Origin of the sequence: Rhizobium sp. AB2/73 (genome assembly GCF_020871915.1) — a bacterium.
Lineage (GTDB): Bacteria > Pseudomonadota > Alphaproteobacteria > Rhizobiales > Rhizobiaceae > Rhizobium > Rhizobium dioscoreae.
Genome location: NZ_CP067073.1, coordinates 334266 through 349198, shown reverse-complemented (window position 1 = coordinate 349198; position 14933 = coordinate 334266). Strand labels below are relative to the sequence as shown.

The 14933-nt window shown below is 56.9% G+C and carries 17 protein-coding genes; 15 read left to right on the top strand and 2 right to left on the bottom strand.

Going from position 1 to position 14933, the window contains the following annotated elements:
* Positions 1–100: 100 nt before the first annotated feature.
* The 9 genes from I8E17_RS27595 to I8E17_RS27555 all read left to right on the top strand — a co-directional run bounded on the left by I8E17_RS27595 (position 101) and on the right by I8E17_RS27555 (position 9422).
* The gene (locus I8E17_RS27595; protein ID WP_113366118.1) at positions 101–1210 is read left to right on the top strand and encodes an NAD-dependent epimerase/dehydratase family protein; all 1110 of its coding nucleotides are present in this window, start codon (positions 101–103) and stop codon (positions 1208–1210) included.
* Positions 1207–2271, top strand: a complete 1065-nt coding sequence (locus I8E17_RS27590) for an NAD-dependent epimerase/dehydratase family protein (protein WP_113366119.1) — start codon at positions 1207–1209, stop codon at positions 2269–2271. The genes I8E17_RS27595 and I8E17_RS27590 overlap by 4 nt, the downstream gene beginning before the upstream one ends.
* An 83-nt stretch (positions 2272–2354) precedes the next feature.
* Positions 2355–3431 carry a glycosyltransferase family 4 protein gene (locus I8E17_RS27585; RefSeq protein WP_113366186.1) on the top strand — a complete coding sequence of 359 codons (1077 nt, stop codon included), beginning with the start codon at positions 2355–2357 and terminating at the stop codon, positions 3429–3431.
* Positions 3428–4549: a glycosyltransferase gene (locus I8E17_RS27580; protein ID WP_113366120.1), complete on the top strand. Its 1122-nt coding sequence runs from the start codon at positions 3428–3430 to the stop codon at positions 4547–4549. Before I8E17_RS27585 ends, I8E17_RS27580 begins: the two co-directional genes overlap by 4 nt.
* Positions 4546–5634 carry a glycosyltransferase gene (locus I8E17_RS27575; RefSeq protein ID WP_069614289.1) on the top strand — a complete coding sequence of 363 codons (1089 nt, stop codon included), beginning with the start codon at positions 4546–4548 and terminating at the stop codon, positions 5632–5634. The genes I8E17_RS27580 and I8E17_RS27575 overlap by 4 nt, the downstream gene beginning before the upstream one ends.
* The gene (locus I8E17_RS27570) at positions 5631–6734 is read left to right on the top strand and encodes a glycosyltransferase (RefSeq protein WP_113366121.1); all 1104 of its coding nucleotides are present in this window, start codon (positions 5631–5633) and stop codon (positions 6732–6734) included. Before I8E17_RS27575 ends, I8E17_RS27570 begins: the two co-directional genes overlap by 4 nt.
* A gap of 20 nt (positions 6735–6754) precedes the next feature.
* Positions 6755–7786 carry a UDP-glucuronic acid decarboxylase family protein gene (locus I8E17_RS27565; RefSeq protein WP_112722088.1) on the top strand — a complete coding sequence of 344 codons (1032 nt, stop codon included), beginning with the start codon at positions 6755–6757 and terminating at the stop codon, positions 7784–7786.
* Between the two features lie 2 nt (positions 7787–7788).
* Positions 7789–8547, top strand: coding sequence for a TIGR04290 family methyltransferase (locus I8E17_RS27560; protein WP_069614286.1), 759 nt, complete (start codon positions 7789–7791; stop codon positions 8545–8547).
* Positions 8548–8891: 344 nt separating this feature from the next.
* The gene (locus tag I8E17_RS27555; RefSeq protein WP_069614285.1) at positions 8892–9422 is read left to right on the top strand and encodes a sigma-70 family RNA polymerase sigma factor; all 531 of its coding nucleotides are present in this window, start codon (positions 8892–8894) and stop codon (positions 9420–9422) included.
* 11 nt (positions 9423–9433) lie between these two features.
* On the opposite strand, the gene I8E17_RS27550 is transcribed toward I8E17_RS27555, so the two are convergent.
* A complete protein-coding gene (locus tag I8E17_RS27550) occupies positions 9434–9817 on the bottom strand; it encodes a response regulator (protein ID WP_113366122.1) in 384 nt (127 codons plus the stop codon).
* A gap of 398 nt (positions 9818–10215) precedes the next feature.
* The gene (locus tag I8E17_RS27545) at positions 10216–10599 is read right to left on the bottom strand and encodes a response regulator (protein WP_069614283.1); all 384 of its coding nucleotides are present in this window, start codon (positions 10597–10599) and stop codon (positions 10216–10218) included.
* Positions 10600–11094: 495 nt separating this feature from the next.
* Here I8E17_RS27545 and I8E17_RS27540 point away from each other — a divergent pair, with 495 nt between their 5' ends.
* From I8E17_RS27540 to I8E17_RS27515, 6 genes are all read left to right on the top strand, one after another.
* Entirely contained in the window at positions 11095–11607 is a 513-nt protein-coding gene (locus I8E17_RS27540) for a hypothetical protein (RefSeq protein WP_162750871.1), read from the top strand.
* Positions 11576–12745, top strand: a complete 1170-nt coding sequence (locus I8E17_RS27535) for a zinc-dependent alcohol dehydrogenase (RefSeq protein WP_069614433.1) — start codon at positions 11576–11578, stop codon at positions 12743–12745. The genes I8E17_RS27540 and I8E17_RS27535 overlap by 32 nt, the downstream gene beginning before the upstream one ends.
* A 14-nt stretch (positions 12746–12759) precedes the next feature.
* Positions 12760–13560 carry an SDR family NAD(P)-dependent oxidoreductase gene (locus I8E17_RS27530; protein WP_113366123.1) on the top strand — a complete coding sequence of 267 codons (801 nt, stop codon included), beginning with the start codon at positions 12760–12762 and terminating at the stop codon, positions 13558–13560.
* 45 nt (positions 13561–13605) lie between these two features.
* On the top strand, positions 13606–13851 hold the full coding sequence (locus I8E17_RS27525; RefSeq protein WP_069614281.1) for a hypothetical protein: 246 nt from the start codon (positions 13606–13608) through the stop codon (positions 13849–13851).
* Between the two features lie 26 nt (positions 13852–13877).
* Positions 13878–14450 (top strand): cysteine hydrolase, encoded by a 573-nt coding sequence (locus I8E17_RS27520; protein ID WP_113366124.1) that lies wholly within the window; start codon positions 13878–13880, stop codon positions 14448–14450.
* 161 nt (positions 14451–14611) lie between these two features.
* Positions 14612–14890 carry a DUF2934 domain-containing protein gene (locus I8E17_RS27515; protein ID WP_069614279.1) on the top strand — a complete coding sequence of 93 codons (279 nt, stop codon included), beginning with the start codon at positions 14612–14614 and terminating at the stop codon, positions 14888–14890.
* Positions 14891–14933 lie beyond the last annotated feature (43 nt).

The following is a 14933-nucleotide window of genomic DNA, read 5'->3' as shown; positions in this document are numbered from 1 at the left end:
GTCTACAAAGATAATGATGTCATAGTGTCAGGAACATTCCTTTGGGATCACTGTTAGGGGGCGATCAAAAAGCTCTCAACTCAACAGCCCAGGGTGTTCAATGTCACATGTTCTCGTCACCGGTGGATGCGGTTTTATTGGTCGGCATGTCACTGAAGAACTGCTTGAAAATGGATATGAGGTGCGCATTCTCGATGCGCTGATCGATCAGGTGCATGGTCCTTCCGGCTTTCAGCAGGTCATGGATACAGCGGATGTTGTTCGTGCTGACGTGCGCGACAAGGGTGCGGTTCGTGAAGCTCTAAAAGGCGTTGACGCCGTCATCCACCTGGCCGCTGAAGTTGGCGTCGGCCAATCCATGTATGAGATCGCCCGTTATGTCGGTACCAACGATCTCGGTACCGCCGTTCTTCTGGAAGCCATGATCGGCCTTCCGATCAGACGAATTGTCGTTGCATCCTCGATGAGCGTCTATGGCGAGGGCATGTATGTCTCGCCGGTAGGTCATCGCCTCGGCTATATAAGGCGCGATGTCAGCCGTCTCGCTGAAGGTCTGTGGGATCCGCTGAGCCCCAATGGTGAGCAGCTTCTTCCCGCGCCGACGGATGAGGAGAAACCCGTCGATCTGGTCTCGATCTATGCGCTGACAAAATATGCGCAAGAGCGCCAGACGCTTATTTTCGGCCGCGCCTATGGCATCGAGGCAGTGGCGTTGCGCCTGTTCAACGTCTTTGGTGCCGGTCAAGCGCTTTCCAATCCATATACGGGCGTGCTCGCAAATTTCGCGTCGCGCCTTGCCAATGGCCAGCCGCCGATGATTTTCGAGGACGGCAATCAGCGCCGCGACTTTGTTCATGTGCGCGATGTCGCGCGCGCCTTTCGCCTGGCACTGGAGCGCAAACCGGCGGCGGGTCACGTCATCAATATCGGCAGCGGCCAAGCCTATACCATAGCGCAGGTGGCAATGCTGCTTGCCGCCGCCATGGGAACCCCGGAATTGGCGCCCGAAATTACCGGCAAATCCCGCAGCGGCGATATCCGTCATTGCTTCGCCGATATTTCAAAAGCGAGAGAATTGCTCGGCTTCGAGCCGCGTTACCATCTCGATGGATCGCTCGAGTCCTTTGCGGATTGGGTTCTGACGACAGAAGCTATCGACAGGAACGCGGAGATGACCCGGCATCTCAAGGAACGAGGGCTCATATCATGAGATTACCCGAAGGCCCCATCATTATCGTTGGCGGCAGCGGCTTCATCGGAAGCAATCTCGCCGACAGCTATCTCAGAGACGGTGAGGACGTGATCGTCCTCGATAATCTCAGCCGGCCCGGCGTCGAGCAGAATCTTCGCTGGCTGAAAAGCAATCATGGAGATCGCGTTCAATCGGCAATCGCAGATATCCGCGACTTCGATGCCATCGCGCCCTATTTCATGGGGGCACGAGCGGTCTTTCACCTTGCGGCTCAAACGGCGGTGACGACCAGCCTCGACCATCCCGTCCATGATTTCGAGACAAATGCCCGCGGAACGCTCAATGTGCTGGAAGCGGTGCGCAAGGCCGGCAACAGGGCACCGGTCATTTTTGCGAGTACGAACAAGGTCTACGGCGACATTCATGATATCGCGATGGCCGGATTGGAAGATCGCTACATACCCGCCGACGAATTGCTGCGCGAGCACGGCTTCGACGAGGATCGCACACTGAATTTCTGCACGCCATATGGCTGCTCCAAGGGGGTCGCGGATCAATATGTCCTCGACTATGCCAAGTCCTTCGGTTCGCTTACCGCCGTTTTGCGCATGAGCTGTATCTATGGCCCACGACAGTTTGGCACCGAAGATCAGGGCTGGGTCGCTCATTTCCTGATCCGGGCGCTGAACGACGAAGCCATTTCGATTTATGGCGACGGCCGACAAGTGCGAGATATCTTACATGTCGATGATGCCGTGCGCGCTTATCGGGGTCTGCTGAGCTCGATCGATGAAGCAAAGGGCAAGGCCTTCAATCTGGGAGGAGGGCCTGATAATGCCGTGAGCATTCGCATCGTGCTCAGGGAAATCGAAAGGATCATCGGCAGGCCGATTGCGACAATGCATTCCGACTGGCGCGTTGGAGATCAGCTTTACTTCGTCACGAACACCAGCGCCTTGCACAAAGCCATCGGCTGGGCGCCTGAAATATCATGGCGCAGCGGCGTTCGAGATCTTTGCGATTGGCTCGTGAGCAACCGCTTAGGCGATGCTTATCGTGCTCGGAGGGCCTCGGCATGAATGGAGAGGTCGATGTCCGCCAATCCAATTTGATGCCTTCGCCGGTTTATAGGCTTAACGCTCGCAAGCCGCGGACGGTTCTCATGACGCTGGATGCCGTCGGCGGCGTATGGCGATACGCGATGGATCTCGCCAGGGGATTGCAGCGGTTCGACATCAACACGGTGTTCGCCGGATTTGGGCCATCGCCTTCCTCCGAACAGGAGCAGGAAGCAATCGCAGTCGGGCCATTGGTTTGGCTGGATGCTCCCCTGGATTGGACGGTGGGAAATGAAGATGAGCTCGATATCATTCCTCATCTTCTTAAACACCTTGTCGATCATTATTCGATAGATTTGCTTCACCTCAATCTTCCGTCGCAGGCTGCCGGTCTCGACATCGATCTGCCTGTGGTAGCTGTTTCGCATTCATGCGTGGTGACATGGTTTCAATCCGTGCGCGGCGCGGATGTCCCCGATCCATGGAGATGGCAATTCTCGCGCAACCGGCGAGGTTTCGACCGCGCCGATATCGTCGTTGCGCCGAGCCATAGCCATGCGCATGCGCTCCGAACGTGTTACGGGCCGATTTCCCATTTGGAGGTCGTCCATAATTCGAGCGAGCTCCCTGCTCGGTCAACTCCAAAGGAGAATTTTGCCCTGGCCGTTGGCCGATGGTGGGATGACGGCAAGAATTGTGCCGTACTGGATGAGGCCGCACGCCTCTCGCGCTCGAAGATATTTATGGCGGGGACTGTGGATGGGCCGTCCGGCCAGCATTTTTCCATCAAGCATGCCGTTCAGCTAGGGGAATTGCATCATCACCAGGTCGCTGCCGTTATGGCTCAGGCCGGTATCGTCGTGTCGCCCTCACTCTACGAACCCTTCGGACTGGCTGCGCTTGAGGGAGCCCGTGCCGGAGCTGCCCTCGTTTTGGCGGATATTCCGACCTATCGCGAGCTTTGGGACGGGGCAGCGCTTTTTGCAGATCCCCACGACGCCGCCGGCTTTGCCGATGCGATCGATTTGCTGGCGCAGAACGAAAGGCTGCGGAAAGAGCAGGCTATGTCAGCACAGAATCGATCGCGGGCCTATTCGCTCGACCATCAGTGCCGGTCGCTTCTGGATGTTTACGCAAGCGCCATGCAGCATGCCGAGGAGAGAGAGGCGGTGCATCCATGAAATTCGTATTCTACACGCACTCTCTCGTTTCTGATTGGAACCATGGCAATGCGCATTTCTTGCGCGGAATCATGCGCGAGCTCCTCGAGCGCGGTCATAGTGCTATCGCCCTGGAGCCTTCCGATTCCTGGAGCCGCCGCAATCTCCTCATGGATCAGGGGCCGCGGGCGCTGGAAGCCTTCCGTCGCACATTTCCGCAGCTGACGTCACTCTCCTACGACAGGGCCTTCGATCACGAGGAGGCGATCGGCGACGCGGACGTCGTCGTCGTCCACGAGTGGACGGATCCCGCACTCGTCCAGCGCCTTGGTAGAGCTAGGCGGATCGGCGGGCGCTTCACCCTCATCTTCCATGACACGCACCATCGCGCCGTTTCGGCACGGAGTGAAATCGCAGGTCTCGATCTTGAGAATTATGATCTCATTCTCGCCTTTGGCGAGACGTTGCGTCAGCGCTACCTCAAGGCCGGATGGGGAAACGATGTCTTCACTTGGCACGAAGCCGCCGACGAGGCGTTGTTCAGGCCGATGCCCGACATGGAAAAGAAGGGCGATCTTATATGGATCGGCAATTGGGGCGACGATGAACGCAGCGCCGAGATCGGCCGCTTTCTGATCGAGCCTGCCAGCCGTATTGGGAAAGACGCACTGAGGACCACCGTGCGAGGTGTGCGCTATCCTCCGACAGCGCTCGACGCTCTGCGCAACGCCGACATCAATTACGGCGGCTGGATCGCCAATGCCGACGTGCCGCGAGCCTTCGCCGAAAACCGCGTGACCGTGCATATTCCCCGTCGCCCCTATGTTGAATCCCTGCCAGGCATTCCGACGATACGTGTCTTCGAGGCGCTCGCCTGCGGAATTCCGCTGATATCCGCACCATGGAATGATTGCGAGGAGCTTTTCCGGCCCGGAAAGGATTTTCTCGTCGCCAGAACCGGCGATGAAATGACCCGCCTCATTCGTGATGTCCTTTCGGACCCGGCGCTCGCTGATGCGATGATTGCATCCGGCCTGGAGCGCATACGCACCCGACACACCTGCGGTCATCGCGTGGACCAACTCCTGAACATTCTGGATCGGCACAATGCAGTGGATAAGCGGGAGGTTGCGGAATGAAGATCGCTTTCTATGGCTCGAGCCTTCTTTCGGCCTATTGGAACGGTGCGGCCACCTATTATCGCGGTCTGCTGAAGGCCTTGGCGGCCAGGGGTTACCGTATCACCTTCTACGAGCCGGACGTCTATCAGCGGCAGGAACATCGCGATATCGATCCGCCGGAATGGTGCGAGGTGGTCGTTTACGATGGGACGATTGCTGCCTTGAAGAAGGTTGCGGTCGACGCGGCCCTTGCCGATATTGTCATCAAGACGAGCGGCGTCGGCTTCGAGGACGATCTGCTTTTGCAGGAGGTCATGACGGCTGCCCGGCCGGAGGCGCTGAAAATTTTCTGGGATGTGGATGCGCCGGCGACGCTTGCCGAAATGCAGACATCCGCGGATCATCCGCTTCGCAAGGCACTTGCCGACCTGGATCTGATTCTGACCTATGGCGGCGGGGAGCCTGTCATAAAAAAATACCGGCGGCTTGGCGCGCCCGCATGCATTCCGATCTACAACGCGCTTGATCCGCAGACACATCATCCCGTCACCGCCGATCCCCGCTTCGAGGCGACCCTTGGCTTCCTTGGCAACCGCCTGCCCGATCGAGAAGCACGGGTCGAGGCCTTTTTTCTCGAGCCGGCCGCAGCTATGCCTTCGCAGCGCTTTCTCCTGGGTGGCGCGGGCTGGGACGACAAACCGATGTCGAGCAACGTCGGTTATATCGGGCACGTGCCGACCCGCGATCACAATGCCTTTAACGCGACGCCGAAAGCGGTGCTCAACATCTCGCGCGAGAGCATGGCCGAGAACGGCTTTTCACCCGCCACACGCGTGTTCGAAGCGGCCGGGGCCGGCGCCTGCCTGATCACCGACTATTGGGAAGGAATTGACCACTTTCTGACGCCGAACGAGGAGGTGTTCGTTGTGCGTGACGGCCGGGATGTATGTGAAATCCTGTCCGGCTTGACACCCGAACGTGCGGCAGAGACGGGCAAAAGAGCGCTCGCGCGGGTGCTCGGCGCGCACACGTACCGACATCGGGCTATCGAAGTCGATCAACTCCTAAGGTCCCGTTTCGCAAGCAAGGAGGCCGCCGAATGAGCCGTGCACTCGATATCGTGATATTGGGCCTTTCGCTGTCTTCCTCCTGGGGAAACGGTCATGCAACCACGTTCCGTTCCTTGATCAGAGGCCTCCATGCCGAAGGACATCACGTGCTTTTCCTCGAGCGGGATGTTCCCTGGTATGCCGCGCATAGAGACCTTCTCGATGCGGATTTCTGTGAGCTTTCTTATTACGACAGTATGGATGAACTCAGGAGCCGATTTGAGCGGCGATTGACCGCCGCCGATGCCGTCATCATCGGTTCCTATGTGCCGGATGGCGTAGCGGTGATCGATACGGTTGCCGCGCTGAAGCCTCGGCTCTTATGCTTCTATGATATCGACACACCGGTCACGCTTGCGAAACTTGGACAGGACGACCAGGAATATATCGCCGGACGTCAAATGCCGCTGTTCGATCTCTACCTGTCTTTTTCGGGGGGAGGTGTCCTCGATCGGCTGATGACGGAGTTTGGCGTCTCACGCGCGGAGGCTCTCTATTGCTCCGTCGATGAGCGGCGTTACAGGAATACGGGCGAGGAACCCTTTTGGGATCTCGGCTATCTTGGCACCTACAGCCGCGACCGGCAGGAGAAATTACAGAAGCTTCTGATAGAGCCGGCGCGGCAGCTGCCGCATATGCGCTTTATCGTTGCCGGGCCGCAATTTCCCGCTGATATCGACTGGCCCGAGAACGTAACTCGCATCGAACATCTCGCGCCCGCCGATCATGCGTCCTTCTACAGCCGGCAAAGATTTACCCTCAATATTACCCGATCCGACATGATCGAAGCGGGCTGGTCGCCGAGCGTGCGCCTGTTTGAGGCGGCCGCTTGCGGCACGCCGATCATCAGCGATTTCTGGCGCGGCCTCGATGAGCTTTTCCCACAAGATCGTTCCATCTTGATCGCGCATGACACGGCAGATGTCGTCGGCGCGCTGACCGGCCTTTCGGAGGAGGCGAGGCGCGGAATGGCGGATCTCGCGCGGCGCATCGTCCATGGTAATCACACCGGCCGTGCCCGCGCCAGGCAGTTGGCGAACCTTCTGGCGGAGGGCCTGCCGCAAAATCGAGTAGGCCAACGTGCGTTAGCGTAGCAATCCAAAGGAGAAATTGCATGCGGCAGGTAATCAAAAAGAACATTCTCGTTGCTGGAGGCGCAGGCTTTGTCGGCTCTCACCTTTGCGATGCGCTCATGGCCGGCGGCCATCGGGTCATTTGTGTCGACAGCTTTTTGACAAGCTCGCCCGATAATATCAAGCCATTGCAAAATAACCCTAACTTCACGCTTATCGAGCATGACATATGCGAAGAGCTCGAGATCGCCGAGCCGCTTCATCAAATCTACAATCTGGCGTGCCCGGCCTCTCCGCCATTCTATCAAGCCGACCCTATACACACGATGATGACCAGCGTGGCCGGAACGGGGAATCTCCTCAAACTGGCAGAGCGTCACCGCGCATCCTTCCTGCAGGCCTCCACGAGCGAGGTCTATGGCGATCCGGAGGAGCATCCGCAGCAGGAAGATTATTGGGGTCACGTCAATTGCATCGGACCGCGCGCATGCTACGACGAGGGAAAACGTGCCGCGGAGGCCCTTTGCTTCGATAGCCTGCGTGCGGGTTCCGTCGACGCGCGCGTCGTGCGCATCTTCAATACATATGGCCCTCGCATGCAGCCCAATGATGGGCGTATCGTCTCCAACTTCATCGTCCAGGCGCTGCAGCATGAGCCTCTGACGATTTACGGGGATGGCAGCCAGACGAGATCTTTCTGCTACGTGTCCGATCTGGTCGATGGCCTGATCCGCTCGATGAATGTGCAGCCAAACGCCGGCTTGCCCATCAATCTCGGCAATCCCGGCGAGTTCACCGTCAAGGAACTTGCGCATATGATCCTGGAGATGGTGCCGACAAACTCGAGCATCGCCTATCGGCCGTTGCCTACCGACGATCCACAGCGCCGGCGGCCTGACATAGCTCGGGCAAAGCAGCTCTTGTCCTGGGAGCCGAAGGTCCCTCTCGCCGAAGGCCTGGACTATACCATTGCCTGGTTTCGTCAGGCGCTTCACGAACCGCAATTTATCCACCGTGCACGTCGTAAGGCTGTGCCGATCCGGCGTCCGACCGGTCTTTCAATCGGAGCGTGATCATGCAGAGCCAAGAGGAGTTGCGGCGCCAGATTGCCGAACTGGCGCCATGGTTTCACAATCTGCGGATAAGGGGCATCGAAACGGCGCCCGATCATTTTCTCGGGGATTATCCGAGCTTTAAATGGCGGCGCTTCAAGGACGTCATTCCCGCGGATTTGACGGGCAAGACCGTTCTCGATATCGGCTGCAACGCGGGATTTTATTCGCTTGAGATGAAACGGCGCAATGCAGACCGCGTGGTGGCGATCGATACGGATCCGCATTATCTGCGGCAGGCCGCGTTCGTGGCGAAGCAGGCCGACGTTGATATCGACTTCCGGCAAATGTCCGTCTATGAGGTCGCACAGCTAGGCGAGAAGTTTGATCTCGTTATTTTCATGGGCGTCCTCTATCATCTGCGTCATCCTCTCCTGGCGCTTGACCTTCTTCGCGAGCATGTCGTCAAGGATCTGATGCTGTTTCAATGCATGCAGCGCGGAGTCGACGATACACCGAAACTGAAAGACGATTACGACTTCGAGGACAAAGAGATTTTCAGCCGTCCTGATTATCCGAAGCTGTTCTTCGTCGAAAATCGCTATGCTGGGGATCCGACAAACTGGTTCATACCGAACAAGGCGGCGACGGAGGCGATGCTGCGCAGCGCGGGTTTTACAATGCTGCAAAATCCGGAACCGGAGGTATATCTCCTGCGGTGCAGCACCCATCGTTTTATGGTTGAAAAACCTCCTCGAATTTGCCCGCAGGACGGGAGATAAGGGTGAAGCGTCTAGGCGCATGAATGCTCCGGGTTTGCTTTCGCCTCCGAGATCCCGACGGATTTGGATACCGAACATCGCCGAGGTCTCGTGTGCCGTCTTTGGAAGGGCCGCATAGGATGCGCAGCCATCCGAAAGATTCTCCCCTTATTTCATGGAACATGCTGGGCATGGAGCCGTTCCTTTGAAGTGTGAAAGCGTTGAGTGGACCTCAGAATGCTCTTGGGTCATTTCCCTAATGCGGCGAATGTCACCACGCGAAGTAAACTTCATGTGAAATCAACGACAGGGTGCATCTGGCGTCGCTCGAGACGTCAGGTCTGCATCCGGAGCAGAGCTGTTGAATGAGCGATACGGCAAAGGAGAATACCGTGATCCACTTGTCCCGTTCCAATCGTTTGCAGGCTGAAGTCGTGGAGCTCATTCCAGCCCTGCGCGCTTTCGCCAGAACATTTCACCGAAATTCGACGGATGCCGATGACTTGGTTCAAGAGACGCTGACGAAAGCTCTGGCCAATATCGACCAGTTCGATCCTGACACCCGGTTGAAATCTTGGCTATTCACCATCATGCGCAACACATTCTGCACAAAGTTCCGCATCGCCAAACGCGAGGCTCCGGGTAACAAGAAATGCATATCAGACTTTGGCGTCGCACCAGCGTCGCAGGAATGGACGATCCGTGCAAAGGAACTGCAGCGGGCGTGCAACCGCCTACCGGAACACTATCGTATAGTACTGGAGTATGTGGTGATCGAAGGCCGCTCCTACGAAGATGCCGCCACGAAGTTCGGTTGTGCGATAGGCACCGTAAAAAGTCGCATCAACCGAGCTCGTCAGCAGCTCGCGGCGCAGCTTGATGAGGACCTTTATTGACACTCCGGTTCTCAGACATCGAGCCGTCGCGCACCGAACAACGCCGTGGCGATATGCTCGATATCATCAACTTTTTCCCGTAGGACGAAGCCGGAAAATTGAGGGGGCGGGTTATCCGCGATGGCAAATACGTAGGGAAGCCCAACTTCCTCAAGCGCTTCAGCCATCGCATACGCCAGATCTGGATCAAGCCGAATGTCGATAATCGCCGCATCCACCCGATCGCCTTCGATCAAATCGAGAGCGTGCGGGACATCAGTCATCGGGCCGATCAGAATAGCTCCCAATGAACACAACTTCCGGCTAGTCCGTTCTGTAAGGAAATAGTCGTCCTCGACGATCAAGAGCCGTTTGCCGGAAAACATTTTACTATATGCAGGTGTCGGATCGTTCATTGGCCAGCCTAGCTCAGGTTATCCGATCATAGTTCGCTCTGCGTGAATTCAAAGTGAATGCAAAGCTGATCCACGCGCATCAACGCGGCCGAGCGAGCCGGGCGGTCAGAAGATTACAAGCCAGCAAAGGTTCATGTGTCGAACGAAGTGGGGACGAAGTCTTTGGAAGTTTATGTCCGCTTTTTTGACGTAGAGATCAAATTGGGCGCGGTGGCACGCCGTGAACAACCATGAAGCCTCGATGGCGCGGGACCCGATACTCGCCTGCTTCGATGTAGAACTGTCGAAGATGTTGACTCGACCTGACGGAGGAGAAATGACATTCACCCCTCCCAGCTCATGGGCGGCGGTCCACGTCGCCGTCAGGGGGCTGCAAGATCAGATGCGACACCTTATTTTCACATACCGATAGGGCGCGGACCAAAGAGCGCTTGTGCGATCTTCTCCAATTCGAAAGGCTTTTCGTTCAATAAAAATCCCTTGAACGACGCGGGTACGATGGAAGGATCATATCCGGTAGCAAAGATGAAAGCGATATTGAGCTCCTGTAGTCTCTCCGCAACTGGGAACACCAGTTCTCCGTCGAGATATATATCGAGAATAGCAACATCTATCTTCTCGTCATCAATCAGTTCCAGCGCAACGTCAACACGACCGGTGGGGCCAATGACAGTCGCTCCCAACTTCTTGAGCTGGCGGCGCGTTTCGTCGGCCAGCAAATACTCATCTTCGACGATGAGTACCCGCTTGCCCGCAAACATCTTGCTGTAGCTGCGAACCATGATATCGCTTCCATGTCAGGACCAAGACGACCTACAAACTCCTTGCCTGACTGTACAGTGTTTTGAACCGCCTCGGCCTCCATTTCCTCCCAACTTGCAGCGATACGGATGGTTGCCGTAAAAGCGTGGATTTATCGGCGAGCGGCCGTCGGTACCGCCTGCGCTGTTCCGAACCAATGGCGGTACCAGCGAAACTGGTCGCGGAGCATGCGGGAATGCTGGCCTCGGCGTTGAACAATGTGGTGTAGAAGATCTTAGCCGCTGGAGGACCAAGAGCCTTGGGTTTTCGCGCCTGAAGCCGAGCGTGATCTGCGCAGCATTTTATCCGCCCGGTATTGGTTCGATATTTATCTCCATTCAGGAACAAATCCCGCTCATGAGGGTTCGGCCGCCGGAGGGAAGTCAACGCCGGTCCCTCCTGGCTCGCAAATCCGCTAGCGAGCCGCCTCCTGAGGCGCGTCATGAATTCAAGGGCCGCTAGGCCGGATTGGATTCATGGCGCGTCTGGCGGGAGACGCCGATCGCGATCGAACGGTCACCGGCTTTTTCTTCATACTATTGGGATTGATCCAGGGCATGGGGCGAGGGCTGACCGGGCCGTTGTGGCTCATGTCGATGAAAGAAAAGGGCCCCCGCGACCAGCACACAGCCGATAAGCACCGCCAATATGATATAGGCAATCAAAGCACCGAATTTTCCCTTTTCGAAGACGGGCATGGCAGCACTTTCCCTGCGCTAGAAACCAGCATTTCACATCCAAACCTCCTTCCGACTCGAAAGTTCCTTTTTCAAAACAGGCTTTGCGGATGTCGAGGATTTGCAGCAGTCGAACATCTCCCCAAATCGATACCGGCGATGGTGCGCCGGGTATCCCCTCGGTTGCTCAGTCGTGAGCTCCGGCCGCCAAATTTCGGTCGCATGGGAACATCGTTGCAGGCCGGTTGTTTGGCGCAGCATCGAGATGTTGGAGGAACCGATGAAAGCACTGACCTGGCACGGCAAGCATGACATACGGTGCGAGAGTGTTCCCGATCCTCGGTTGGAAGATGAACGCGACATCATCATAAAGGTAACCGCGTGCGCGATCTGCGGTTCCGACCTCCATCTCTATGATGGCGTGATGCCCGCCATGGAAAGCGGCGATATCATGGGTCATGAAACCATGGGGGAGGTCGTCGAGGTCGGCAAGGGGATTTCGACGCTAGCCGTCGGAGACCGCGTGGTCGTTCCCTTCACGATCGCCTGCGGCGAATGCTTTTTTTGCAAGCGCGGTTTCTTCTCCGGCTGCGAGCGGACAAATCCCGATCGTTCGAAGGTAACGAAGCTTTGGGGAAATTCGCCAGCCGGCCTGTTCGGCTATTCTCACCTCCTTGGCGGCTACAGCGGCGGCCAAGCCGAATATCTGCGCGTTCCCTATGGTGACGTCGGGCCAGCCAAGGTTCCAAATGGGTTGGATGACGAACAGGTCCTGTTTCTCTCCGATATCTTCCCGACCGGTTATATGGCGGCAGAATTCTGCAGTATTCAGCAAGGCGATACGATCGCGATCTGGGGATGTGGCCCGGTGGGTCAAATGGCCGTCCGATCGGCTTTCCTGCTAGGTGCTGAACGCGTTATCGCCATCGATACCGTTCCAGCGCGTCTTTTATTGGCTGAAGCTGGCGGCGCCGAGACGGTCAATTTCCTGCAAGAAGATGTCTATGACCGTATCATGGAAATGACCCGAGGACGTGGTGCCGATGCATGTATTGACGCGGTGGGAACCGAGGCCGAGGCTTCCGCCAGTTGGGATTCGAGATGGGATCGCATCAAGGTCGCGACCTTCATGGGTACGGACCGGCCCCACGTCTTGCGCCAGGCCATCCATTGTTGCCGCAACTTCGGCACCGTATCGATCGTCGGCGTTTACGGCGGATATCTCGACAAGATTCCCATGGGGTCGGCGATCAATAGAGGCCTGACCTTCAAGATGGCTCAGACGCCGGTGCAACATTACCTGCCCATTTTGATGGAACGTATCGAAAAGGGCGAAATCGATCCTTCCTTCGTCATCACGCATCGCGGGGGCCTTGAAGATGGGCCTGACCTTTACAAGCTTTTTCGCGACAAACAGGACGGTTGCGTGAAAGTCGTGCTCAAACCTTGAGAAGGAGCAGGCTTATGGCCAAACGGGCTTTGAAAAATGGACTGGCTGTCGTCACGGGCGCCTCGAGCGGTATCGGTTATGAACTGGCGGCGTGCGCCGCCGAGGACGGTTACAATCTCATCGTGGCGGCCGACGAAAGCGATATCGAAACCGCAGCCGCCCAACTCAGAAAATTTGGCGGCGACGTTCAGGCGGTGCAGGCCGATCTTTCGACACAATCCGGAGTTGATGCGCTTCTAGCAAGCATCGCCGCGAGCGGTCGGCCAGTCGATTTGCTCATGGCAAATGCCGGACAGGGGTTGGGCCGGCAATTTCTCGATCAAGACTTTACCCGCGTCAGAAAGGTCATTGATACCAATATCGTCGGAACCGTGTATCTGGTCCAGCACGTCGGAAATCAGATGAGAAGCCGGGGCAATGGCCGCATTCTGCTGACCGGCTCGATTGCCGGGTTCCTGCCGGGCGCTTACCAGGCGATCTACAATGGTACCAAGGCCTTTATCAATAGCTTCTCGTTCGCGCTACGGGAAGAATTGAAAGGTACCGGCGTGTCGGTCAGTTGCCTGATGCCTGGGGCAACGGACACGAATTTTTTCAAGCGGGCCGGCTTGATGGACACGGAAATAGGCCAGGCAAGCAAGGATAGTCCTGCGGAAGTCGCCAGGATCGGCTTCGATGCGATGATGGACGGTGAAGCGGATGTCGTGAGCGGCTGGAAGAACAAGCTTCAAGCTGCGGTGGCGAACATAACACCGGCCAGCATCTTGGCGCACCAGCATGCAAAAACAGCCCGCCCGGGCTCGGCCGAACATTAGAAATCCAGCTTCCAATGAGTTCCGACAAACAAGCGAGGTGTCACAATGGCCAAATCGAACAATCCAGGCGGAAAGAAGAGGGGAGATCCCGCTCAGGACGCCAAAGGTCAGTATCGAAAGCTGTTGCATGGCAGCCAGAGCGACGGTGTTGCGAGCGCCAAGCCAAGGGTCATTACCGGTTCCAGCGACGCAACTGTAAACAAGACCCCACCTGGATCGACTGAACCCGAAAAGGACTGGGATCTCAATTATGATCCGCGTGACATGAACGAGGGCAAATATCGCGGCTGAATTCCTGTTTGCTGGATGATGGCGGGATGAAAACCTGGCTGCATTTGTGCATCGACATGCAATGCATGTTCTTTGAACCAACACCCTGGCAGGTGCCCTGGATGGCCCGCACGCTGGATCAGGTTGTGGAGGTGGCGGGGCGATTTCCCGAGCGGACGATTTTCACGCGCTTCATGCCACCAGCACAGCCGGACATCATGCCCGGCAAATGGCGGGCCTATTACGAGAAATGGAATATGATGACCGCCGGCAAGCTGCCTCAAGAGTTGATAGACGTGCTTCCAGTCTTTCGAGCCTTGACGCCGCCGGCGCGCATATTTGACAAATTCACCTATTCGCCGTGGGTGGATGGTCGTCTCCATCGGATATTGTCCCGTCAAGGCGTCGACACTCTGGTCATAAGCGGGGGAGAGACGGACGTCTGCGTCCTGGCCGCGGCACTTGGCGCCATTGATCTCGGTTATGGCGTTATCATCCTGAGGGATGCCGTATGCAGTGGTGATGACGATGCGCACGACGCAGCGCTGACGCTGTTTGAAAGGCGATTTTCCGTACAGGCCGAAATTGTGACGGTCGAAGAGTTTCTGTCTGCGGAATGATAACGGCGATGGTTAGCTCGACCCCCTGCGCATGAGCCAGCATAAATACAGAAGGATTTCCCATAATCGATCGCCGACCGGATTCGTTGAGGACATGGTCCATTCGGGAACTCCGCGGCTCCGGCGCAGTTGGATGTCGGTATCTGTGAAAGGACTCTCCGATGACAAAAGAGGACATCAGAAAGGCTGCCTATGCCAGGTGGGAAATGGAGGGAAAGCCGAATGGGCAGGAGTTGCGCCATTGGTTGGATGCGGAACGTGAGCTAAAGGCCCGTGACGAAGATCTCCCGAAAACATCGTCTGATGACCATCATGCCGGCGTGGTGCCGGAGTCGGAGGATGAAACCCGCCCAGCTCCCACGTCGTCGGAGGCCATTCCCTCACAAGAAGCCAAGCCAGGGAGATTCAAGCCAGGAGAGCTTGCCTCCGAGAACAAGTGAGATGGCTCACTTCTTCTAACCGGTTGAACGCTTGACCGTGCTT

Excerpts from the sequence above, each read along its gene's own strand:
- I8E17_RS27595 (WP_113366118.1), top strand. The coding sequence starts at position 101 with ATGTCACATGTTCTCGTCACCGGTGGATGCGGTTTTATTGGTCGGCAT.
- I8E17_RS27590 (WP_113366119.1), top strand. The coding sequence starts at position 1,207 with ATGAGATTACCCGAAGGCCCCATCATTATCGTTGGCGGCAGCGGCTTC.
- I8E17_RS27585 (WP_113366186.1), top strand. The coding sequence starts at position 2,355 with ATGACGCTGGATGCCGTCGGCGGCGTATGGCGATACGCGATGGATCTC.
- I8E17_RS27580 (WP_113366120.1), top strand. The coding sequence starts at position 3,428 with ATGAAATTCGTATTCTACACGCACTCTCTCGTTTCTGATTGGAACCAT.
- I8E17_RS27575 (WP_069614289.1), top strand. The coding sequence starts at position 4,546 with ATGAAGATCGCTTTCTATGGCTCGAGCCTTCTTTCGGCCTATTGGAAC.
- I8E17_RS27570 (WP_113366121.1), top strand. The coding sequence starts at position 5,631 with ATGAGCCGTGCACTCGATATCGTGATATTGGGCCTTTCGCTGTCTTCC.
- I8E17_RS27565 (WP_112722088.1), top strand. The coding sequence starts at position 6,755 with ATGCGGCAGGTAATCAAAAAGAACATTCTCGTTGCTGGAGGCGCAGGC.
- I8E17_RS27560 (WP_069614286.1), top strand. The coding sequence starts at position 7,789 with ATGCAGAGCCAAGAGGAGTTGCGGCGCCAGATTGCCGAACTGGCGCCA.
- I8E17_RS27555 (WP_069614285.1), top strand. The coding sequence starts at position 8,892 with ATGAGCGATACGGCAAAGGAGAATACCGTGATCCACTTGTCCCGTTCC.
- I8E17_RS27550 (WP_113366122.1), bottom strand. The coding sequence starts at position 9,817 with ATGAACGATCCGACACCTGCATATAGTAAAATGTTTTCCGGCAAACGG.
- I8E17_RS27545 (WP_069614283.1), bottom strand. The coding sequence starts at position 10,599 with ATGGTTCGCAGCTACAGCAAGATGTTTGCGGGCAAGCGGGTACTCATC.
- I8E17_RS27540 (WP_162750871.1), top strand. The coding sequence starts at position 11,095 with ATGGCGCGTCTGGCGGGAGACGCCGATCGCGATCGAACGGTCACCGGC.
- I8E17_RS27535 (WP_069614433.1), top strand. The coding sequence starts at position 11,576 with ATGAAAGCACTGACCTGGCACGGCAAGCATGACATACGGTGCGAGAGT.
- I8E17_RS27530 (WP_113366123.1), top strand. The coding sequence starts at position 12,760 with ATGGCCAAACGGGCTTTGAAAAATGGACTGGCTGTCGTCACGGGCGCC.
- I8E17_RS27525 (WP_069614281.1), top strand. The coding sequence starts at position 13,606 with ATGGCCAAATCGAACAATCCAGGCGGAAAGAAGAGGGGAGATCCCGCT.
- I8E17_RS27520 (WP_113366124.1), top strand. The coding sequence starts at position 13,878 with ATGAAAACCTGGCTGCATTTGTGCATCGACATGCAATGCATGTTCTTT.
- I8E17_RS27515 (WP_069614279.1), top strand. The coding sequence starts at position 14,612 with ATGACAAAAGAGGACATCAGAAAGGCTGCCTATGCCAGGTGGGAAATG.